Below are 17,484 nucleotides of genomic sequence, written 5' to 3' on the forward strand. Positions count from 1 at the left end.
CGATGTTCCGATAGCGACCGGTTACGCGCGCGCCGCCTGCGCACGGTATTGCTCGCGCAGCACGCGGAACAGCTCATGGCTGACCTGTACGCCGCGATACTGGCGCCGCACTACCGCCCGCAGGCGCGAGCCCAGCACATGCGCACGCAATGCGCGCGCATAGCGCCGTTGCACCGCCTGCTCGCCCTTGCTGACGGCGTGCAGGATGGCGCGGTCCGAGCGCTGCTTGCCGACCCCGACGCGACATGCCGCCACCGGCATGGCCTCGGGCACCTGCCCGAGTTCCAGCAGGCACGCCTGCAGTTCCTGCGCCGCCAGCGCGAAGGCATTGGCGCGGCTGGTCAGCAGCGACTTGAGATGCGGATTGGCGGCGGCGTGTGCCGCGCGCCGGCAATCGTGCTCGCCCTCGCGCGAGATCGCGATCAGCGCGTTAAGCACCAGGATTTTTTTCTTTGGCATCGCACACCTGCCTGGTCCGCGGCCGGACCCGTAAAGTCAACGATCGGGGCCGGCCGAGGCCGGCGGTTGCTGGCGGGTGCCCCGGACATGGCGCATGTCGGTGCGGGACAAGGATAGTGGCTCCGCGCCTGCGCTGCCAGTGCTGTCGCGCGCCGTACCGGAGGCCCGGCGCGATGACGCTTGCCAGGCCTTGCGTGCTTCGCGCATGCCGCGCAGGTTCATGACGACCAGCGCCAGCTGCAGCACGATCAGCGCATACGCATCGCCGTGCCATCCCCACGCAATCCACAGCACGTTGCTGGCCAGGAACACCCAGAAGCCCGCGCGGCGCCGTCCACTGGAGCGCGACCCCACCAGCCAGGTGGCCAGCACCGTCACCACCATCGCCGGCCATTGCGCGGCCTCCAGCCACCAGTCCATGCACGTTTCCCCGGTTGTCCATCGAGATTTGGGGCAAGAAGCGTACCGGGCCACGCGCCTGCGCGCCGCATGGCCGGCGAAGGGCCGCTTCTTGCCAGGGGCCATGGCGTACCCGGTACTTTTTACAACCGGTAGCGTCAGGGGCACATTGTCTTTCGCCGGAAATCCTCTGGCAGGGCGCGGCTCCGCCGCATATCTTCTATCGAACGGGCGCGCTGGCACGCACTTCGCATGGGTGTGCCATTCCCGCCGGCTGGCCTTCGGGCGCCGGGCGGGTCATTGTTGCTCCGCCGGAGCTGAAACCGGGAGGATTTTGTGCGGATCTGCCAGATCGACCTGACCGGGACCCCGGACGCCGACGAACACGCCTTGCAACGCGTGGCGGCGCTGGGCTTCGACCACGTACTGATCGGCGGCTGGCCGCACCTGTCCGGGACTGACACGCTGGCGGCGTGCGCCCGGCATGGGCTCGCGCCGCTGCTCGACATCTCACTGGACCGCTACAGCGCCGATGGGGAAGGCGCTCCCGATCCCGACTGGATCGACGCCGCGGCCCCCGCCTTCGCCCCCCACGAAACCGACAACCATCTGCCCGGCGCACGCCTGCGCTGGCATGACCCGCAAGTCGCCAGGGCACTGGTGCAATGGTGGGCCGCGCGGCTGCGGCTGGCATGGGCGTCGGGCGCAGCCGGCTTCTGTTGCCGCGCGCCGGCACGCGTGCCGGGCAGGCATTGGGCAACGCTGGCCGACACCCTGCGCAACGACGCCGCACCGCGCGAAGCTCGCGGCACGCCGCTGCTGCTGGCATGGACGCCCGGCCTGACCCCCGCACAACTGGACGACCTTGCCCCAGCCGGCTTTGATGGCGCCTTCTGCTCGCTGCCGTGGTGGGACTTCCGCAGCGCCTGGCTGACCGAGGAAATCGCGCGGCTGCGCCGCTTCGGCCGCGTGCTGGCAGCGCCGGCGCTGACTCCCGCCAGCCAGGATGCGCTGAGCGCACGCCGCGCGCTGTGGACCGCCGCCGCCATCGGCGACGGCATCCTGGTGCCCGCCGGCTTCGAAACCGGCGGGACGCTGGCGCGCGACCCGCTCGCTCCGGATGGCAATGGCCAGGACGGGGCACCTTACGACATCACGCATGAACTGCTCGAAGCGACCACCTGGCTCGCCTCGCGCGATCCCGCGCCGGCGCTGGCGGTGCGGCTGCTGAGCGGGCCCGAGGCACCGTTGACAGTGCTGGCGCGGTTGCCCGCTCCGAACGGCCTGTGCGCGGAACCCGCCACAGGCAACGGCTTTGCCGCGCCCGATGATGCGGCGGCGTTGATGGTGGTGGTCAATCCCGACCCGTCAGAGCCCGGTACGCTTGGCGCCGATCGCATGCTGAGCGCACTGCCGCATGCCAGCGCCCACCTCGAAGCCACGCCCGGCGGACCCGGCGGCACGCTCGACGCCAGCCACCGGCTCGATGCGTTGGGATCGATCACGCTTGCCCCCGCCGACATCCGCCTGTTTGAAGCGCCGCCAGTGCCGCTGACCCGGCCCAGCATGCCGCGCGCCGACGCGCGCGCACCGCACGGGCACGAGACCCTGGCCGCCACCGGGCTGGGCAGCGTGGTCGCCGCCATGGAAGCGCCGCGCGTCGCCATCGAGCGTGTCGAACCCGCGTGCGACGACGGCCGCTTCGCCGTGCGGCGCATAGTGGGCGAGCGGGTGGAAGTCAGCGCCGATATCTGGATGGACGGTCACGACAAGCTCGCGGCCGCGGTGCTGTGGCGTGCGCCTGGCGAGACGGACTGGCACGAAGCGCCCATGCGGCATGTGATCAACGACCGCTGGCAGGGCAGCTTCCCGCTGGTGGCACTGGGCCGGCATGAATTCACGGTCGAAGCCTGGCGTGATCCCTATGCCAGCTGGCTCGATGAAATCGGCAAGAAGCGCACGGCAGGCCTCAATGTCAGCCTGGAGACCGAGGAAGGGGCCCGGCTTATCGCCGACGCGCTGCTGCCGCCTGCAGGCAAGAACGGCAAGAAAGGAAGCAAAGGCAATGGCCGGAAAAATGGCCAGGCCTCGCCCCCGGACAGCGAACTGTCCGCCATCGTCGATGAGCTGACCGCCGCCGCGGGCGACGACGAACGGCGCCTGGAACTCCTGCTGTCCCCACGCACCGCGGCCGCCATGCAGGCCCACATGGCCACGCCGGCCGGCAGGCAGTTCGCCTCGCGCCACCCGGTGGCGCTGCCGGTGGAAGCCGACCGCCTCGCCGCCCGCTATGCCAGCTGGTACGAGTTGTTCCCGCGCTCGCAAAGCAACGACGAACTGCGCCACGGCACCTTCGACGATGTCATCGCGCGGCTGCCCGCCATCCGCGCGATGGGCTTCGACGTGCTCTACTTCACGCCCATCCACCCCATCGGCCGCACGCACCGCAAGGGCCGCAACAACAGCCTGCGCGCCCAGCCCGGCGAGCCGGGCAGCCCCTATGCCATCGGCGGCGAGGAAGGCGGGCACGATGCGTTGCATCCCGAGCTGGGCACGTTCGACGACTTCCGCCGGCTGTGCAGCGCCGCCGCCGCGAACGGACTCGAGATCGCGCTCGACTTCGCGATCCAGTGCTCGCCCGACCACCCGTGGCTGAAAGACCATCCCGAATGGTTCGCGCACCGCCCCGACGGCTCGCTGCGCTACGCCGAGAACCCGCCCAAGAAATACGAGGACATCGTCAACGTCGACTTCTACGCAGCGCCGCCCGCCGGCGCCGCCCTGTGGCAGGCGCTGCGCGACGTGGTGATGTTCTGGGCCGACCACGGCGTGCGCATCTTCCGCGTCGACAATCCCCACACCAAGCCGCTGCCGTTCTGGGAATGGATGATCGCCGACGTGCGCGCGCACCACCCCGACACCATTTTCCTGGCCGAGGCCTTCACGCGGCCGAAGATGATGGCGAGGCTCGCCAAGCTGGGCTTCAGCCAGTCGTACACCTACTTCACCTGGCGCAATACCAAGTGGGAACTGACCGAGTACCTGACCGAACTGACGCAGACCCCGCTGCGCGAATTCTTCCGGCCGCATTTCTTCGTCAATACGCCAGACATCAATCCCTATTTCCTGCACCACGGCGGCCGGCCCGCGTTCCTGATCCGCGCCGCGCTTGCCACGTTGCTGTCCGGGCTATGGGGCATGTACAACGGCTTCGAGCTGTGCGAGAGCGCGCCCTTCGTGCTCGACGGCAAGGTGCGCGAGGAATACCTGGATTCCGAGAAATACCAGCTGCGCGCCCGCGACTGGCATCAGCGCGGCAACATCGTCGCGGAGATCTCGCGTCTTAACGAGATCCGCGCCGGTCATCCGGCACTGCAAAGCCACCTGGGATTGCGCTTCTACCATGCCGGCAGCGATGCCGTGCTGTGGTTCGCGCGCTTCGTTCCCGGTACCGACTACCTGTTCGGCGACGACGTGCTGCTGGCCGCGATCAACCTGGACCCGCGCAACGCGCACGAAGCCGATATCGAAATGCCGCTGTGGGAATGGGGCCTGCCCGACCATGCGCGCGTGGCCGTGCATGAACTGATGCGCGGCCAGCGCTTCGAGCTGCAGGGCAAGTACCAGCGCATCCGCCTGGACCCGGCGCAGCTGCCCTTCGCGGTGTGGCACGTGCGCCCGCTGGACCGGCCGGCGCCGCGCCCCGCCGCCGCGCCGGCATCGACCGACCCGCATGGCGCCTGACCGGCATACGTGGAGACACGATGAAACGCCTCACCGAAACCGCCAGCGCCGCGCTGCTCAATGCCGATCCGCTCTGGTACAAGGACGCGGTCATCTACCAGCTGCACATCAAGTCGTTCTTCGATGCCAACGGCGACGGCGTGGGCGATTTCGCCGGGTTGCTGGCCAAGCTCGACTACCTGGTCAACCTGGGCGTCGACACCATCTGGCTGCTGCCGTTCTACCCGTCGCCGCGCCGCGACGATGGCTACGACATCGCCGACTACCGCAACGTCCATCCCGACTACGGCACGCTGGCCGAGGCGCGCCGCTTTGTCACCGCGGCCCATGCGCGCGGGCTGCGCGTGATCACGGAGCTGGTCATCAACCACACTTCCGACCAGCATCCGTGGTTCCAGCGCGCACGCAAGGCCAAGCCCGGCTCGGCCGCGCGCAAGTACTACGTCTGGTCCGACCATGACCAGTCCTACGCCGGCACGCGCATCATCTTCTGCGACACCGAGAAATCCAACTGGAGCTGGGACCCCGTCGCCGGCGCGTACTTCTGGCACCGCTTTTATTCGCACCAGCCGGACCTGAACTTCGACAACCCGCAGGTACTCAACGAAGTGCTGTCGGTGATGCGCTTCTGGCTCGACATGGGCATCGACGGGCTGCGGCTGGACGCGGTGCCGTACCTGGTCGAGCGCGAAGGCACCAGCAACGAGAACCTGCCCGAGACGCATGCCGTCATCCGCAACATCCGCGCGCACCTGGACCAGCATTTTCGCGGCCGGATGCTGCTGGCCGAGGCCAATATGTGGCCGGAGGATGCGCAGCAGTACTTCGGCCTGACCGGCCCCGAAGCGGAAGGCGACGAATGCCACATGTGCTTCCACTTTCCGCTGATGCCGCGCATGTACATGGCCATCGCGCGCGAAGACCGCTTCCCGATCACCGACATCATGCGGCAGACGCCGGAGGTGCCGCCCAACTGCCAGTGGGCCATCTTCCTGCGCAACCACGACGAGCTGACGCTCGAGATGGTGACCAGCAGCGAGCGCGACTACCTGTGGGAGGTCTACGCCACTGACCGGCGCGCGCGCATCAACCTGGGCATCCGCCGCCGCCTGGCGCCGCTGATGGAGCGCGACCGCCGCCGCATCGAGTTGATGAACAGCCTGCTGTTCTCGATGCCCGGCACTCCCGTGATCTATTACGGCGACGAAATCGGGATGGGCGACAACATCCACCTCGGCGACCGTGACGGCGTGCGCACGCCGATGCAGTGGTCGCCCGACCGCAATGGCGGTTTCTCGCACGCCGACCCCGAGCGGCTGGTGCTGCCGCCGCTGCAGGGGCCCCTGTACGGCTACGAGGCCGTCAACGTGGAGGCGCAGGCGCGCGACCCCCACTCGCTGCTCAACTGGATGCGCCGCATGCTGGCGTTGCGGCGCAAGCATCGCGCCTTCGGGCGCGGCACGCTGCGCTTCCTGTTTCCCGGCAACCGCAAGATCCTCGCGTACCTGCGCGAGTTCGAGGGCGAACACATCCTGTGCGTCGCCAACCTGTCGCGCGCGCCGCAGGCGGTGGAGCTCGACCTGTCTGCCTTCAACGGGCGCGTGCCGGTCGAGATGATGGGCGCCACGCCCTTCCCCGCAATCGGCACGCTGACCTACCTGCTGACGCTGCCGCCGTATGGCTTCTACTGGTTCGTACTGAGCGAGGAGGCACAGCCGCCGTCATGGCATGTGGAGGCGCCTGAGCAGATGCCAGACCAGATCACCCTTGTGATGCAGAACATCGGCCGCCCCGAGCTGACCGATGCGTCGCGCCGCGCCCTGGCCACCGAGGTACTGCCCCACTACATCAGCCGGCGCCGCTGGTTCGGCGGCAAGCACGAGCGCATCGAGCGCGTCGGCATGGCGTACCTGCTGCCCTTCACGCGTGGCACCAATGGCGAGGACGTCTACCTCGGCGAAGTCGAGGTGGCGCTGTCCGGGCGCACCGAGCGCTACCAGTTGCCGGTGGGCATCCTGTGGGACCGCGAGAGCGCCGATGGCGTGTCGCAGCTGGCGCACGGGCTGTCGATGGCGCGCGTGCGCCAGGGCAGCCGCGTAGGGCTGGCCACCGACGGCTTCGTGGTCGAACCGTTCGCGCGCGAGGTGGTGCAGGCGCTGCGCAAAGGCGTGGAGCTGCAGGCCGGCCAGGACCGGATCCGCTTTCGCGCCGAACCGGGACTGGCCGAGCTGGAACTGGAACGCGACCCGATCGAGTGGATGTCGGCCGAGCAGTCGAACAGTTCGCTGTCGTACAACAATACCGCGGTGCTCAAGCTGGTGCGGCGCCTCTCCGGCGGCATCCATCCCGAGGCCGAAATGACGCGATACCTGACCGCGCAGGGCTATGCGCACGCGGCGCCGCTGCTCGGCGAGGTCGTGCGCACCGGCGCCGACGGCGTCCCGCATACGCTGATGCTGCTGCAGGGCTACATCCTGAACCAGGGCAACGGCTGGGACTGGACGCTGGACTACCTGGGCCGCGCCATCGACGATGCGCTGCCGGCCAAGGAAAGCGAGGACGAGTTCGCCGAGGCCATGAACGGCTACGCCGCGCTGGCGGGCACGCTGGGGCGGCGCCTGGCCGAGCTGCATGCGGTGCTGGCGCGCCCGACCGACGACCAGGCTTTCGCGCCGGTGCCTGCCACCGAGGCCGACGCGCGCGACTGGGCCGCGCAGGCGCTGCAGGCGCTGGAACGCGCGCTGGCGCTGGTCGACAAGCGTGCCGACAGCGTCCAGGGCGCGGTACGGCAGGCGTTCGAAGCCGACGTGCAGACCTTGACGGCCGCGCGCGGCGCGCTGCCCGCGCTGGTCGAGCAACTGGCCGCGGCGGCGCCCGGCAGCCTGCAGACGCGCTTCCACGGCGACTTCCACCTGGGCCAGGTGCTGATCGCGCAGAGCGACACCTACCTGGTCGATTTCGAAGGCGAACCGGGCATGCCGCTGGACTGGCGCCGGCGCAAGACCTCGCCGCTGCGCGACGTGGCCGGCCTGTTGCGTTCGCTCGACTATGCCGCCGCCACGGTCGGCACCGACCGCCAGGAACGCACCCATACCGAGCTGCCGCCGCAACTGGCCGAACGCCGCGCGCTGCTGCTGGAGGGCTTCCGCACCACCGCCGACGAGGCCTTCCTGCATTGCTACCGCCAGCATATGGAAGCTTCGCCCGCCCCCTGGGCCGACCCGGGCCAGCTGCAGCCGCTGCTTGATCTGTTCCTGCTCGAACGCGCCGCCTACGAGGTCGACTACGAAGCCGCCAACCGCGTGGCGTGGATCGATTTGCCGGTCAGCGGGCTGGCGCGCCTGCTGCGCAAGCTGCTGGGGCAGCCGGGAGGCCAGCCATGAGCGCCCCAACCACCGCAACCCGCGGCGCGCCGCGCACCGGCATGCTGCCGGGACATGAGCTCGATGCACTGCTGGGCGCGCGCCACCACGACCCGTTCGCGGTGCTGGGCCCGCACCGTGACGACGAGGGACTGCTGCTGGTGCGTGCCTGCCTGCCCGGCGCCGTGGCGGCGCAGCTGGCCGGCGCCGACGGCGTCACGCTGGCCGAGATGGAACGGCTGCATCCCGGCGGCATTTTTGCCGCGCGCCTGCCCGGCAACGCGCACCGCGCCACGGCAACGGACTACCGCATCCGCGTGACCTGGCCGGACGGCACCGAGCAGTGCAGCGCCGATCCCTACGCCTTCGACCTGTTGCTGGGCGAACTGGACCTGCACCTGATCGCCGAGGGCCGCCACTTCGAGCTGGGCGAGTGCCTGGGCGCGCAATGGCAGCGCGTGGACGGCATTGACGGCGTGCGTTTCGCGGTGTGGGCGCCGAACGCGCGGCGCGTGTCCGTGATCGGCGAATTCAACGGCTGGCACCAGGCGCGCCATCCGATGCGGCTGCGCCATCCCAGCGGCATCTGGGAGCTGTTCGTGCCGGCCGCGCTGGGCGCCGAGCCCGGCCGCCGCTACAAATACGACCTGCTCGACCCGGACGGCACCGAGCTGCCCGACAAGGCCGACCCGCTCGCGCTCGCCACCGAAGCGCCGCCGGAGACCGCCTCGGTCGTCACCGCGCCGGGCAAGGGCGCGCCGCCATTCGAATGGCACGACGACGACTGGATGGCGCGCCGCAAGGCCGCCGATCCCTACGCCCTGCCGATGTCGGTCTATGAAGTCCATGTCGGCTCCTGGCTGCGCGCGGCCAACGACAGCCGCCACGGCTGGGACATCCTGGCCGAGCGCCTGGTGCCGTACGTGCAGGAGCTCGGCTTCACGCATATCGAACTGCTGCCCATTACCGAACACCCCTTTGGCGGCTCGTGGGGCTACCAGCCGCTGTCGCTGTATGCGCCAACCGCGCGGCTGGGGCCGCCGCAGGCCTTCGCCGCCTTTGTCGACCGCTGCCACCAGGCCGGCATCGGCGTGATCCTGGACTGGGTGCCGGCGCACTTCCCGACCGACCCGCACGGGCTCGCACGCTTCGACGGGACATCGCTCTACGAGCACATGGATCCGCGCGAAGGCTTCCACCAGGACTGGAACACGCTGATCTACAACCTGGGCCGCAACGAGGTGCGCGGCTTCCTGCTGGCCGGCGCGCTGCACTGGCTGGAACACTTCCATGCCGACGGGCTGCGCGTCGACGCAGTCGCTTCCATGCTCTACCGCGACTACAGCCGCGAGCCGGGGCAATGGGTGCCGAACCGCTACGGCGGCCGCGAAAACCTGGAGGCGGTCGCGTTCCTGCGCGAACTCAACAGCGTGGTCCATGACCGCTGTCCCGGTGCGCTCACCATCGCCGAGGAATCCACCGCCTGGCCCGGCGTCACCGCCAGCGTGGCCAGCGGCGGGCTGGGCTTCGACTTCAAATGGAACATGGGCTGGATGCACGACACGCTGCGCTACCTCGGGCATGAGCCGGTGCACCGCGCCTGGCACCACCAGGACATGACCTTCGGGCTGGTCTATGCATGGTCCGAGGCCTTCGTGCTGCCGCTGTCGCACGACGAGGTCGTGCACGGCAAGGGCTCGATGCTCGGCAAGGTGCCCGGCGACCACTGGCAGCGCTTCGCCGGCCTGCGCGCCTACTACGGCTTCATGTGGACCCATCCGGGCAAGAAGCTGCTGTTCATGGGCGGCGAGCTGGCGCAGTGGCAGGAATGGAACCACGACGCCGAGCTCGACTGGGCGCTGCTGGACCACCCCATGCACCGCGGCATGCATGCGCTGGTGCGCGACCTGAACCGGCTCTACCGCGAGCTGCCGGCGCTGCACGCGCTCGACCACAGCCCCGAGGGCTTCCAGTGGGTGGTCGGCGACGACAACCACAACAGCGTATTCGCGTGGCTGCGGCGCGCCGCGCCGGGCAGCCGCGAAGTCGTGCTGGTCGTGGTCAACATGACGCCGGTGCCGCGCCAGGGCTACCGGGTCGGCGTCCCCTTTGCCGGCACCTGGCGGGAATGCCTGAACACCGATGCCGAGTGCTATGGGGGCACCAATGTCGGCAACGGCGGCACGGTGACGGCGGTGGACGTGCCCTCACACGGGCAGCCGGCCTCGCTGGCGCTGACACTGCCGCCGCTGGCCACGCTCGTGCTGCGGCTCGACCAAGCCGAGGGTGAATAAGGCGCAACGACATGACCCGACCCTTTGCGGACCGGCTGCTGCCGGGCAAGCCGTACCCCCTGGGCGCCCACTGGGACGGGCTGGGGGTCAACTTCGCGGTGTTCTCTGCGCATGCTTCGCGCATCGACCTGTGCCTGTTCTCCGAGAACGGCCGCAAGGAACTGACACGCCTGCCGCTGCCGGAATGCACCGACGAGATCTGGCACGGCTACCTGCCCAACGCCGCGCTCGGCACGCTGTACGGCTACCGCGCGCACGGCCCCTACGATCCCTCGCACGGGCACCGCTTCAATCCGCACAAGCTGCTGCTGGATCCGTACGCGCGCCAGTTGAGCGGCCCGGTGCGCTGGGCCGACGTGCTGTTCGGCTACCGCCTGCAGAGCGCGCGCGGAGACCTGACACCGGACCGCCGCGATAGTGCCCAGAGCATGCCCAAGGCGGTGGTGATCGACGAAAGCTTCCACTGGGGCGACGACCGTCCGCCCGGGGTGCCGTGGCCTGCCACCGTCATCTATGAAGCGCATGTGCGTGGCCTGTCGATGCTGCGCGACGACCTGCTGCCCAACCTGCGCGGCTCTTTCGCCTCGCTGTGCGACCCGCGCTTTATCGACCACCTGGTGCAGATGGGCATCACCACGGTCGAGCTGCTGCCGGTGCATGCCATCCTGCAGGACCGCTTCCTGCTGGAGCGCGGCCTGCGCAATTACTGGGGCTACAACACCATGGCGTACTTCGCCCCGGAACCGGCCTACCTGGGCACCGGGCAGCTGCAGGAATGCAAGGTGGCAATACGGCGCCTGCATGCGGCCGGCATCGAAGTGATCCTTGACGTGGTCTACAACCACACCTGCGAGGGCAACGAGCTGGGGCCGACGGTATCCTGGCGGGGACTGGACAACGCCAGCTACTACCGCCTGATGCCGCACGACGGGCGCCACTACATCAACGACACTGGCTGCGGCAACACGCTCAACCTGTCGCACCCGCGCGTGCTGCAGATGGTGATGGACTCGCTGCGCTACTGGGTGGAGTGCTACCACGTCGATGGCTTCCGTTTCGACCTGGGCAGCACGCTGGGGCGCGAGGGCAACGGCTTCGACCAGGGCTCGGGCTTCTTCGATGCGCTGATGCAGGACCCGGCGCTGAGCCGCGTCAAGCTGATCTCCGAACCGTGGGACCTGGGCCCCGGCGGCTATCAGCTCGGCAACCACCCGCCCGGCTTTGCCGAGTGGAACGACAAGTTCCGCGACACGGTGCGCCGCTTCTGGCGCGGCGATGCCGGCAAGCGCGGCGAACTGGCCGCGCGGCTGGCCGCCTCGGCCGACCTGTTCGACAGGCGCCACAGGCGCCCGTGGGCCAGCGTCAACTTCATCACCGCGCACGACGGCTTTACGCTGGCCGACCTGGTCAGCTACGGCAGCAAGCATAACGAGGCCAACGGCGAAGACAACCGCGACGGCACGGACGACAACGCCAGCGCCAACTGGAGCCCGGATGGCAGCATTGAAGGCCCCACCGACGATCCGGAAATCCTGGAGCGCCGCAGCCGCGTGGCGCAGGCGCTGATGGCCACGCTGCTGCTCGCGCAAGGCACGCCGATGCTGACCGCCGGCGATGAATGGGGCCGCACCCAGCATGGCAACAACAACGCCTACTGCCAGGACAACGAGATCTCGTGGCCGGACTGGAAGCAGGCCCAGACGCCCGGTGCGCAGCCGCTGCAACATATGGTCCGGCGCCTGCTTGCGCTGCGCCGGCGGCTGCACGCGCTCACCGGCGACCGCTTCGCCCATGGGCGGCACGAGCCGGCGCGCGGCATCGCCGATATTGCCTGGTTCGATACCGACGGCAATCCGCCCACGCCCGAGGAATGGGCCGACCCCGAAATCCGCACGCTGGCGCTGCGCCGCGCTGCCCCGCCGCCGCAACCCGAGCGCCCGCAACTGGGCTCGCTGCCGGAAGAAGAGGTAGAGGGGGACGAGGCACGGGCCGTGCAAGTGACGCTGCTGCTGCTCAACGCCGGCGAGGCCGACGCGTCGTTCCTGCTGCCGGAGCCCAGGCTGGCCTGGACCCTGCTGTTCGACAGCAGCCGGCCGGAAGCCACCGAAGCCGAGCTTGCCGGCGATCCGGTGTCCGAAAGCCAGGTGGTGCCGGGCCATTCGCTGGTGCTGCTGGCTGCGCCCGCGCGCAGCCGCGAGAGCCCGCACCAGGAAAGCCCGCCGCTGGGGGCGCCGCAGGAGACACAGGAATGACCCGACGCATGCACCGCAGCGCCGCGCCGCCTCCAACGCCACTGCAGAAGCTGGCGCTGCGCGCGGACCTGCAGCCGCATTGGACGGATGCCTGGGACCAGCCCCGGACCGTGTCCGACGGCGCGCTGCGGCGCGTGCTGGACGGCCTTGGCCTGCCCTGCTCCACCCCCGCCCAGTGCGAGGCCTCGCGCGCCTGGCTCGCGGCCGATGATGCCGCCCACACGCTGCCGCCGCTGGTCACTGCCGAACGCGGCCAGCCGGTGGCGGTGCCGTGGCCGCACACGCTGCCGCAGCGCGCGTACCGGCTGACGCTGGAAGATGGCGCCATCGTGACCGGCACCGCCGTGCGCGCGCACGCGGACGGCAACCCGGCCGGCACCATGCTGCTGCCGCCGCTCGACGTCTGCGGCTACCACCGGCTCGAACTGGGCGATGCGCAAACGGTGCTGGCGGTGGCTCCTGCGCGTTGCTATGGCGTAGCGGACGCGCTACGCCACGCCGGCCGCGCTGCCGTTGGCGCAGGCGCGCGCCCTTGGGGGCTGGCGGTGCAGCTCTACAGCCTGCGCCGCGGCGCCGACTGCGGCATGGGCGACCTGACCGCGCTGGCCCGGTGCTGCACCAGCGCCGCCGCCCTGCACGCCGACGCAGTCGCGATCAACCCGCTGCATGCCGGCTTTGCCGCGCTGCCGCAGCGCTACAGCCCCTACGCGCCCTCCAGCCGGCTGTTCCTGAACCCGCTGTACGCCGATCCCGCCGCGGTGTTCGGCCAGCAAGCGCTGGGCGCGGCCATCGCCGCGCTCGGCATCGGCGAGCGGCTGGCGGCGCTCGAAGCGCTCACGGAGATCGACTGGATCGCGCTGGCGCCGCTGCGCTATGCAGTGCTGGACTGGCTCTGGCAGCGGCGCGAGACCCTGCTGCCGCGTGCCGCGCTGGAGGACTGCGCCGCTTTCCGCGCACGCGGCGGCACCGCGCTGCATGCGCACGCCTGCTACGAGGCGATCCAGGCCCAGCGGCTCGCCAGCGCCACCAACGGCATGAACCAGGCGTCGGCGCCGGACTGGCGCTGCTGGCCGGTCACGCTGCGTTCGCCCGCCGACGCCGCGGTGGCAGCATTTGCCCGCGACCACGCCGACGACGTGGCCTACCACGCCTTCCTGCAATGGCTCGCCGCCGATGGCATGGCGCGTGCGCAGCGCGCCGCGTGCGACGCCGGCATGGCGGTGGGCGTGGTCTGCGACCTGGCGGTCGGCGCCGACCCGGGCGGCAGCCAGGCGTGGACCCGCCAGCAGGAAATCCTGGCCGGCTTCCATGCCGGCGCGCCGCCGGACCTGTACAACCCGCTCGGGCAGGACTGGGGCGTGGCGGTGTTCTCCCCGCGCGGCCTGCGCCGGCAAGGCTATGCCGCCTTCCTGGAAATGCTGCGCGCCAACCTCTCGCATTGCGGCGGGCTGCGCATCGACCACGTGCTGGGCCTTGCGCGGATGTGGCTGGTGCCCGCGGGCGCATCCGCCAGCGACGGCGCCTACCTGCGCTACCCGCTCGGTGACCTGCTGCGGCTGGTGGCGCTGGAATCCTGGCGGCACCGCGCCATCATCATCGGCGAGAACCTCGGCACCGTCCCCCCCGAGCTGAACGCGGCGCTGGCCGCGCGCGGCGTGCTCGGCATCGACGTGCTGTGGTTCCAGCGCGAAGAAGCGAGCACGGTGAGCACGGCCGAAGCAGAGGCAGCGGCCGATCCGGACATCGAGGCCGATCCGGCGCCGTTCCAGCCACCCGCGCAGTGGCCCCCCGAAGCCATCGCCACCACTTCCACGCACGACCTGCCCACCGTCGCCGGCTGGTGGGCCGGACGCGACCTCGACTGGCGCGACCGGCTCAAGCTGCTCGCGCCCGGCGAAACCCTGGCGCGTGCCCAGGCAGGCCGCGCCCGCGAGCGCAGCGCGCTATGGCAGGCGCTGATTGACGCAGGGCTGTGCCACGGCCCGGAGCCCGGTCCGGCGCACGCGCCGCTGGATGCCGTGCTGGCCTGGCTGGGCAGCGCGCGCACGGCACTGCGCGTGGTGCCGCTGGAAGACTTGCTGGGCGAGGCCGAGCAGCCCAACCTGCCCGGCACCACCAGCGTCCATCCCAACTGGCAGCGCCGCCTCGACCCCGACGTACGCGCGCTGGCCGAAACGCCGGCGCTGCGCGCCCGCGCGCAAGCCGTTCGCAGTGGCCGCCCCGGCACCCTGCATCCGCCGCCGCGCGGCTAGCCGCCATCAAGGTGGCGCCTACCCCACCCGCGCCGCGATCCGGGCGCGCACTGTTCCCTCATCCGCTAAGCTTGACCCACCAGCATGCGCAGGAGGTTCCGCCATGAAGGAAGTGATCCGGCCCGAGCACGCCGACGACACCCGTACCGCCCTGTCCGGCGCCAGCCTGCGCCGGGCGTTCCTGGACCACGTGTTCCACACCCAGGGCAAGCTGCCCGGCCACGCCAGCCAGAACGACCTCTACCAGGCCGCTGCGCATACCGTGCGCGACCGCCTGGTGCAGCGCTGGATCAGCACCGCGGAAGCCTACCTGGGCCAGCCGTCGCGCACGGTGGCCTACCTGTCGGCAGAATTCCTGATGGGCCCGCACCTGGGCAACAACCTGATCAACCTGGGCATCTTCGACGAAGTGCACGAGGCCATGGCCGCGGCCGGACTCGACCTCGACCGCATCCTGGAGCAGGAAGTCGAGCCGGGACTCGGCAACGGCGGCCTGGGCCGGCTGGCGGCATGCTTCATGGATTCGCTGGCGACACTGGAGATCCCGGCGCTCGGCTACGGCATCCGCTACGAGTACGGCATCTTCCAGCAGACCATCATGGACGGCATGCAGGTGGAGAAGACCGATACCTGGCTGCGCAACGGCAACCCGTGGGAAATCCAGCGCTCCGAGTGGGCGGTGCAGGTGCGGCTGGGCGGCCACACCGAGCATTACACCGACGACCGCGGCCACTACCGCGTGCGCTGGGTGCCGGCCAAGACGGTGGCCGGCGTGCCGTTCGACTCGCCGATCCTGGGCTACCGCGTCAACACCGTGAACACGCTGCGGCTGTGGCGCGCCGACGCCACCGAGGCCTTCGACTTCCATACCTTCAACCGCGGCGACTACCTCGGCGCCGTGAGCAAGAAGGTGACGTCGGAGAACCTGACCAAGGTGCTCTACCCCAACGACGAGACCGCGCAGGGCAAGGAACTGCGGCTCGAGCAGCAGTACTTTTTCGTCGCCTGTTCGCTGCAGGACATGCTGCGGCTGCTGGCTGTCGATGGCATCCCGGTGACGCGCTTCCACGAGAAGTTCGCGGTGCAGCTGAATGACACGCACCCGGCCGTAGGCATCGCCGAACTGATGCGGCTGCTGGTCGACGAGAACGACCTGCCCTGGAACGAGGCCTGGAACATCACCCAGCGCGCCTTCGCCTACACCAACCACACGCTGCTGCCCGAGGCGCTGGAGCGCTGGCCGCTGCCGCTGTTCCGCCGCGTGCTGCCGCGTCACCTGGAAATCATCCTTGAGATCAACGCGCGCTTCCTGGACGAGGTGCGCATCCGCTTCTACGGCGACGAATCGAGGCTGTCGAGGCTGTCGCTGATCGACGAGCACGGCGAGCGCCATGTGCGCATGGCCAACCTGGCGTGCGTCGGCAGCCACGCCATCAACGGCGTGGCCGAGTTGCACTCGCGCCTGATGCGCGAGGACGTGCTCAAGGACTTCTACGCGATGTGGCCGGACAAATTCACCAGCATCACCAACGGCGTCACGCCGCGGCGCTGGCTGGCGCTGTCCAATCCGAGGCTGACGCGGCTGGTGACGAATGCGATCGGCGATGGCTGGATCTCCGACCTGGAGCGCATCTGCGTGCTCGAGCCCTATGCCGACGATGCCGGCTTCCGCCAGCAATGGCAGGCGATGCGGCGCGCCAACAAGGAAGACCTGGCGCAGCTGATCCGGGACACCACCGGCGTGGTGGTGGACCCGTCGTCGATGTTCGATGTGATGGTCAAGCGCATCCACGAATACAAGCGCCAGCACCTGGCCGTGCTGCACGTGATCGCGCTGTACCACCGCATCAAGTCCGACCCCGGCGCCGAGATCCAGCCGCGCACTTTCCTGTTCGGCGGCAAGGCCGCGCCGGGCTACGAATACGCCAAGCTGATGATCCGCTTCATCACCTCGGTCGCCGACGTGATCAACCGCGACCCGCAGGTGCGCGACCGGCTCAAGGTGGTGTTCCTGCCCAACTTCAACGTCACCTTCGGCCAGCGCATCTACCCGGCGGCGGACCTGTCCGAGCAGATCTCGCTGGCGGGCAAGGAAGCCTCCGGCACTGGCAACATGAAGTTCGCCATGAACGGCGTGCTCAACATCGGCACCATGGATGGCGCCAATATCGAATTGCGCGAGGCCGTCGGCAACGACAACTTCTTCCCGTTCGGCCTGACCGCGGCCGAGGTCTATGCGTTGCGCGCGAGCGGCTACGATCCGGCCGCCTACTATCACGGCAACCCGCAATTGCGCGCGGTGATCGACCTGGTGCAGCAGGGGTTCTTCTCGCGCGGCGATCCGGCGCTGTTCCGGCCGCTGTTCGATCCGCAGGCTGGGCACGATCCCTACCTGCTGCTGGCGGACTTCGCTTCCTATATCGAATGCCAGCAGATCGTCTCCGACGCCTATGCCGACCCGGATCGCTGGCAACGCATGTCGGTGCTGTCGTGCGCGCGTTCCGGCCGTTTTTCGTCGGACCGCGCGATCCGCGAATACTGCGAGCGCATCTGGAATGTCGAGGCGGTGCCGGTGCGTTTGCTGCACCGTGCCAGCGGCGCGCCATGGCAGGTCGACCCGGGCGCGCGAGGTCCGCGCGCGGCATAGCCATGCACGCGCAAGCACACTCAAAGTCCGGCGCGCAGTGTGCGGTATCGCATGCGCGGGGCCCCGCATGACGGA

The 17,484-nt window shown here is 69.7% G+C and carries 8 protein-coding genes; 6 read left to right on the forward strand and 2 right to left on the reverse strand.

All coding sequences use genetic code 11. The features are described from left to right. Nucleotides 1-21 precede the first annotated feature (21 nt). Both J8I82_RS06410 and J8I82_RS06415 read right to left on the reverse strand, forming a co-directional pair. Nucleotides 22-459 carry a PA2169 family four-helix-bundle protein gene (locus tag J8I82_RS06410; protein ID WP_209755460.1) on the reverse strand — a complete coding sequence of 146 codons (438 nt, stop codon included), beginning with the start codon at nucleotides 457-459 and terminating at the stop codon, nucleotides 22-24. A gap of 36 nt (nucleotides 460-495) precedes the next feature. After that, nucleotides 496-879, reverse strand: a complete 384-nt coding sequence (locus J8I82_RS06415) for a hypothetical protein (protein WP_209755462.1) — start codon at nucleotides 877-879, stop codon at nucleotides 496-498. Nucleotides 880-1,194: 315 nt separating this feature from the next. Between J8I82_RS06415 and J8I82_RS06420 the strand changes: the two genes are divergently transcribed. From J8I82_RS06420 to J8I82_RS06445, 6 genes are all read left to right on the forward strand, one after another. After that, a complete protein-coding gene (locus J8I82_RS06420) occupies nucleotides 1,195-4,602 on the forward strand; it encodes a maltotransferase domain-containing protein (RefSeq protein WP_209755464.1) in 3,408 nt (1,135 codons plus the stop codon). Between the two features lie 20 nt (nucleotides 4,603-4,622). Continuing rightward, nucleotides 4,623-7,985 carry a maltose alpha-D-glucosyltransferase gene (gene treS, locus J8I82_RS06425; RefSeq protein ID WP_209755466.1) on the forward strand — a complete coding sequence of 1,121 codons (3,363 nt, stop codon included), beginning with the start codon at nucleotides 4,623-4,625 and terminating at the stop codon, nucleotides 7,983-7,985. Further along, complete coding sequence (gene glgB, locus J8I82_RS06430) at nucleotides 7,982-10,258, forward strand: 1,4-alpha-glucan branching protein GlgB (RefSeq protein ID WP_209755468.1); 2,277 nt, start codon at nucleotides 7,982-7,984, stop codon at nucleotides 10,256-10,258. Before treS ends, glgB begins: the two co-directional genes overlap by 4 nt. Before the next feature lie 11 nt (nucleotides 10,259-10,269). Further along, entirely contained in the window at nucleotides 10,270-12,510 is a 2,241-nt protein-coding gene (gene glgX / locus J8I82_RS06435) for a glycogen debranching protein GlgX (RefSeq protein WP_209755470.1), read from the forward strand. Then, nucleotides 12,507-14,762, forward strand: a complete 2,256-nt coding sequence (malQ, locus tag J8I82_RS06440; RefSeq protein ID WP_209755472.1) for a 4-alpha-glucanotransferase — start codon at nucleotides 12,507-12,509, stop codon at nucleotides 14,760-14,762. The genes glgX and malQ overlap by 4 nt, the downstream gene beginning before the upstream one ends. Nucleotides 14,763-14,865: 103 nt before the next feature. Next, entirely contained in the window at nucleotides 14,866-17,409 is a 2,544-nt protein-coding gene (locus J8I82_RS06445) for a glycogen/starch/alpha-glucan phosphorylase (RefSeq protein WP_209755474.1), read from the forward strand. Nucleotides 17,410-17,484: the final 75 nt, after the last annotated feature.

Source organism: Cupriavidus consociatus (assembly GCF_017814975.1).
Lineage (GTDB): Bacteria > Pseudomonadota > Gammaproteobacteria > Burkholderiales > Burkholderiaceae > Cupriavidus > Cupriavidus consociatus.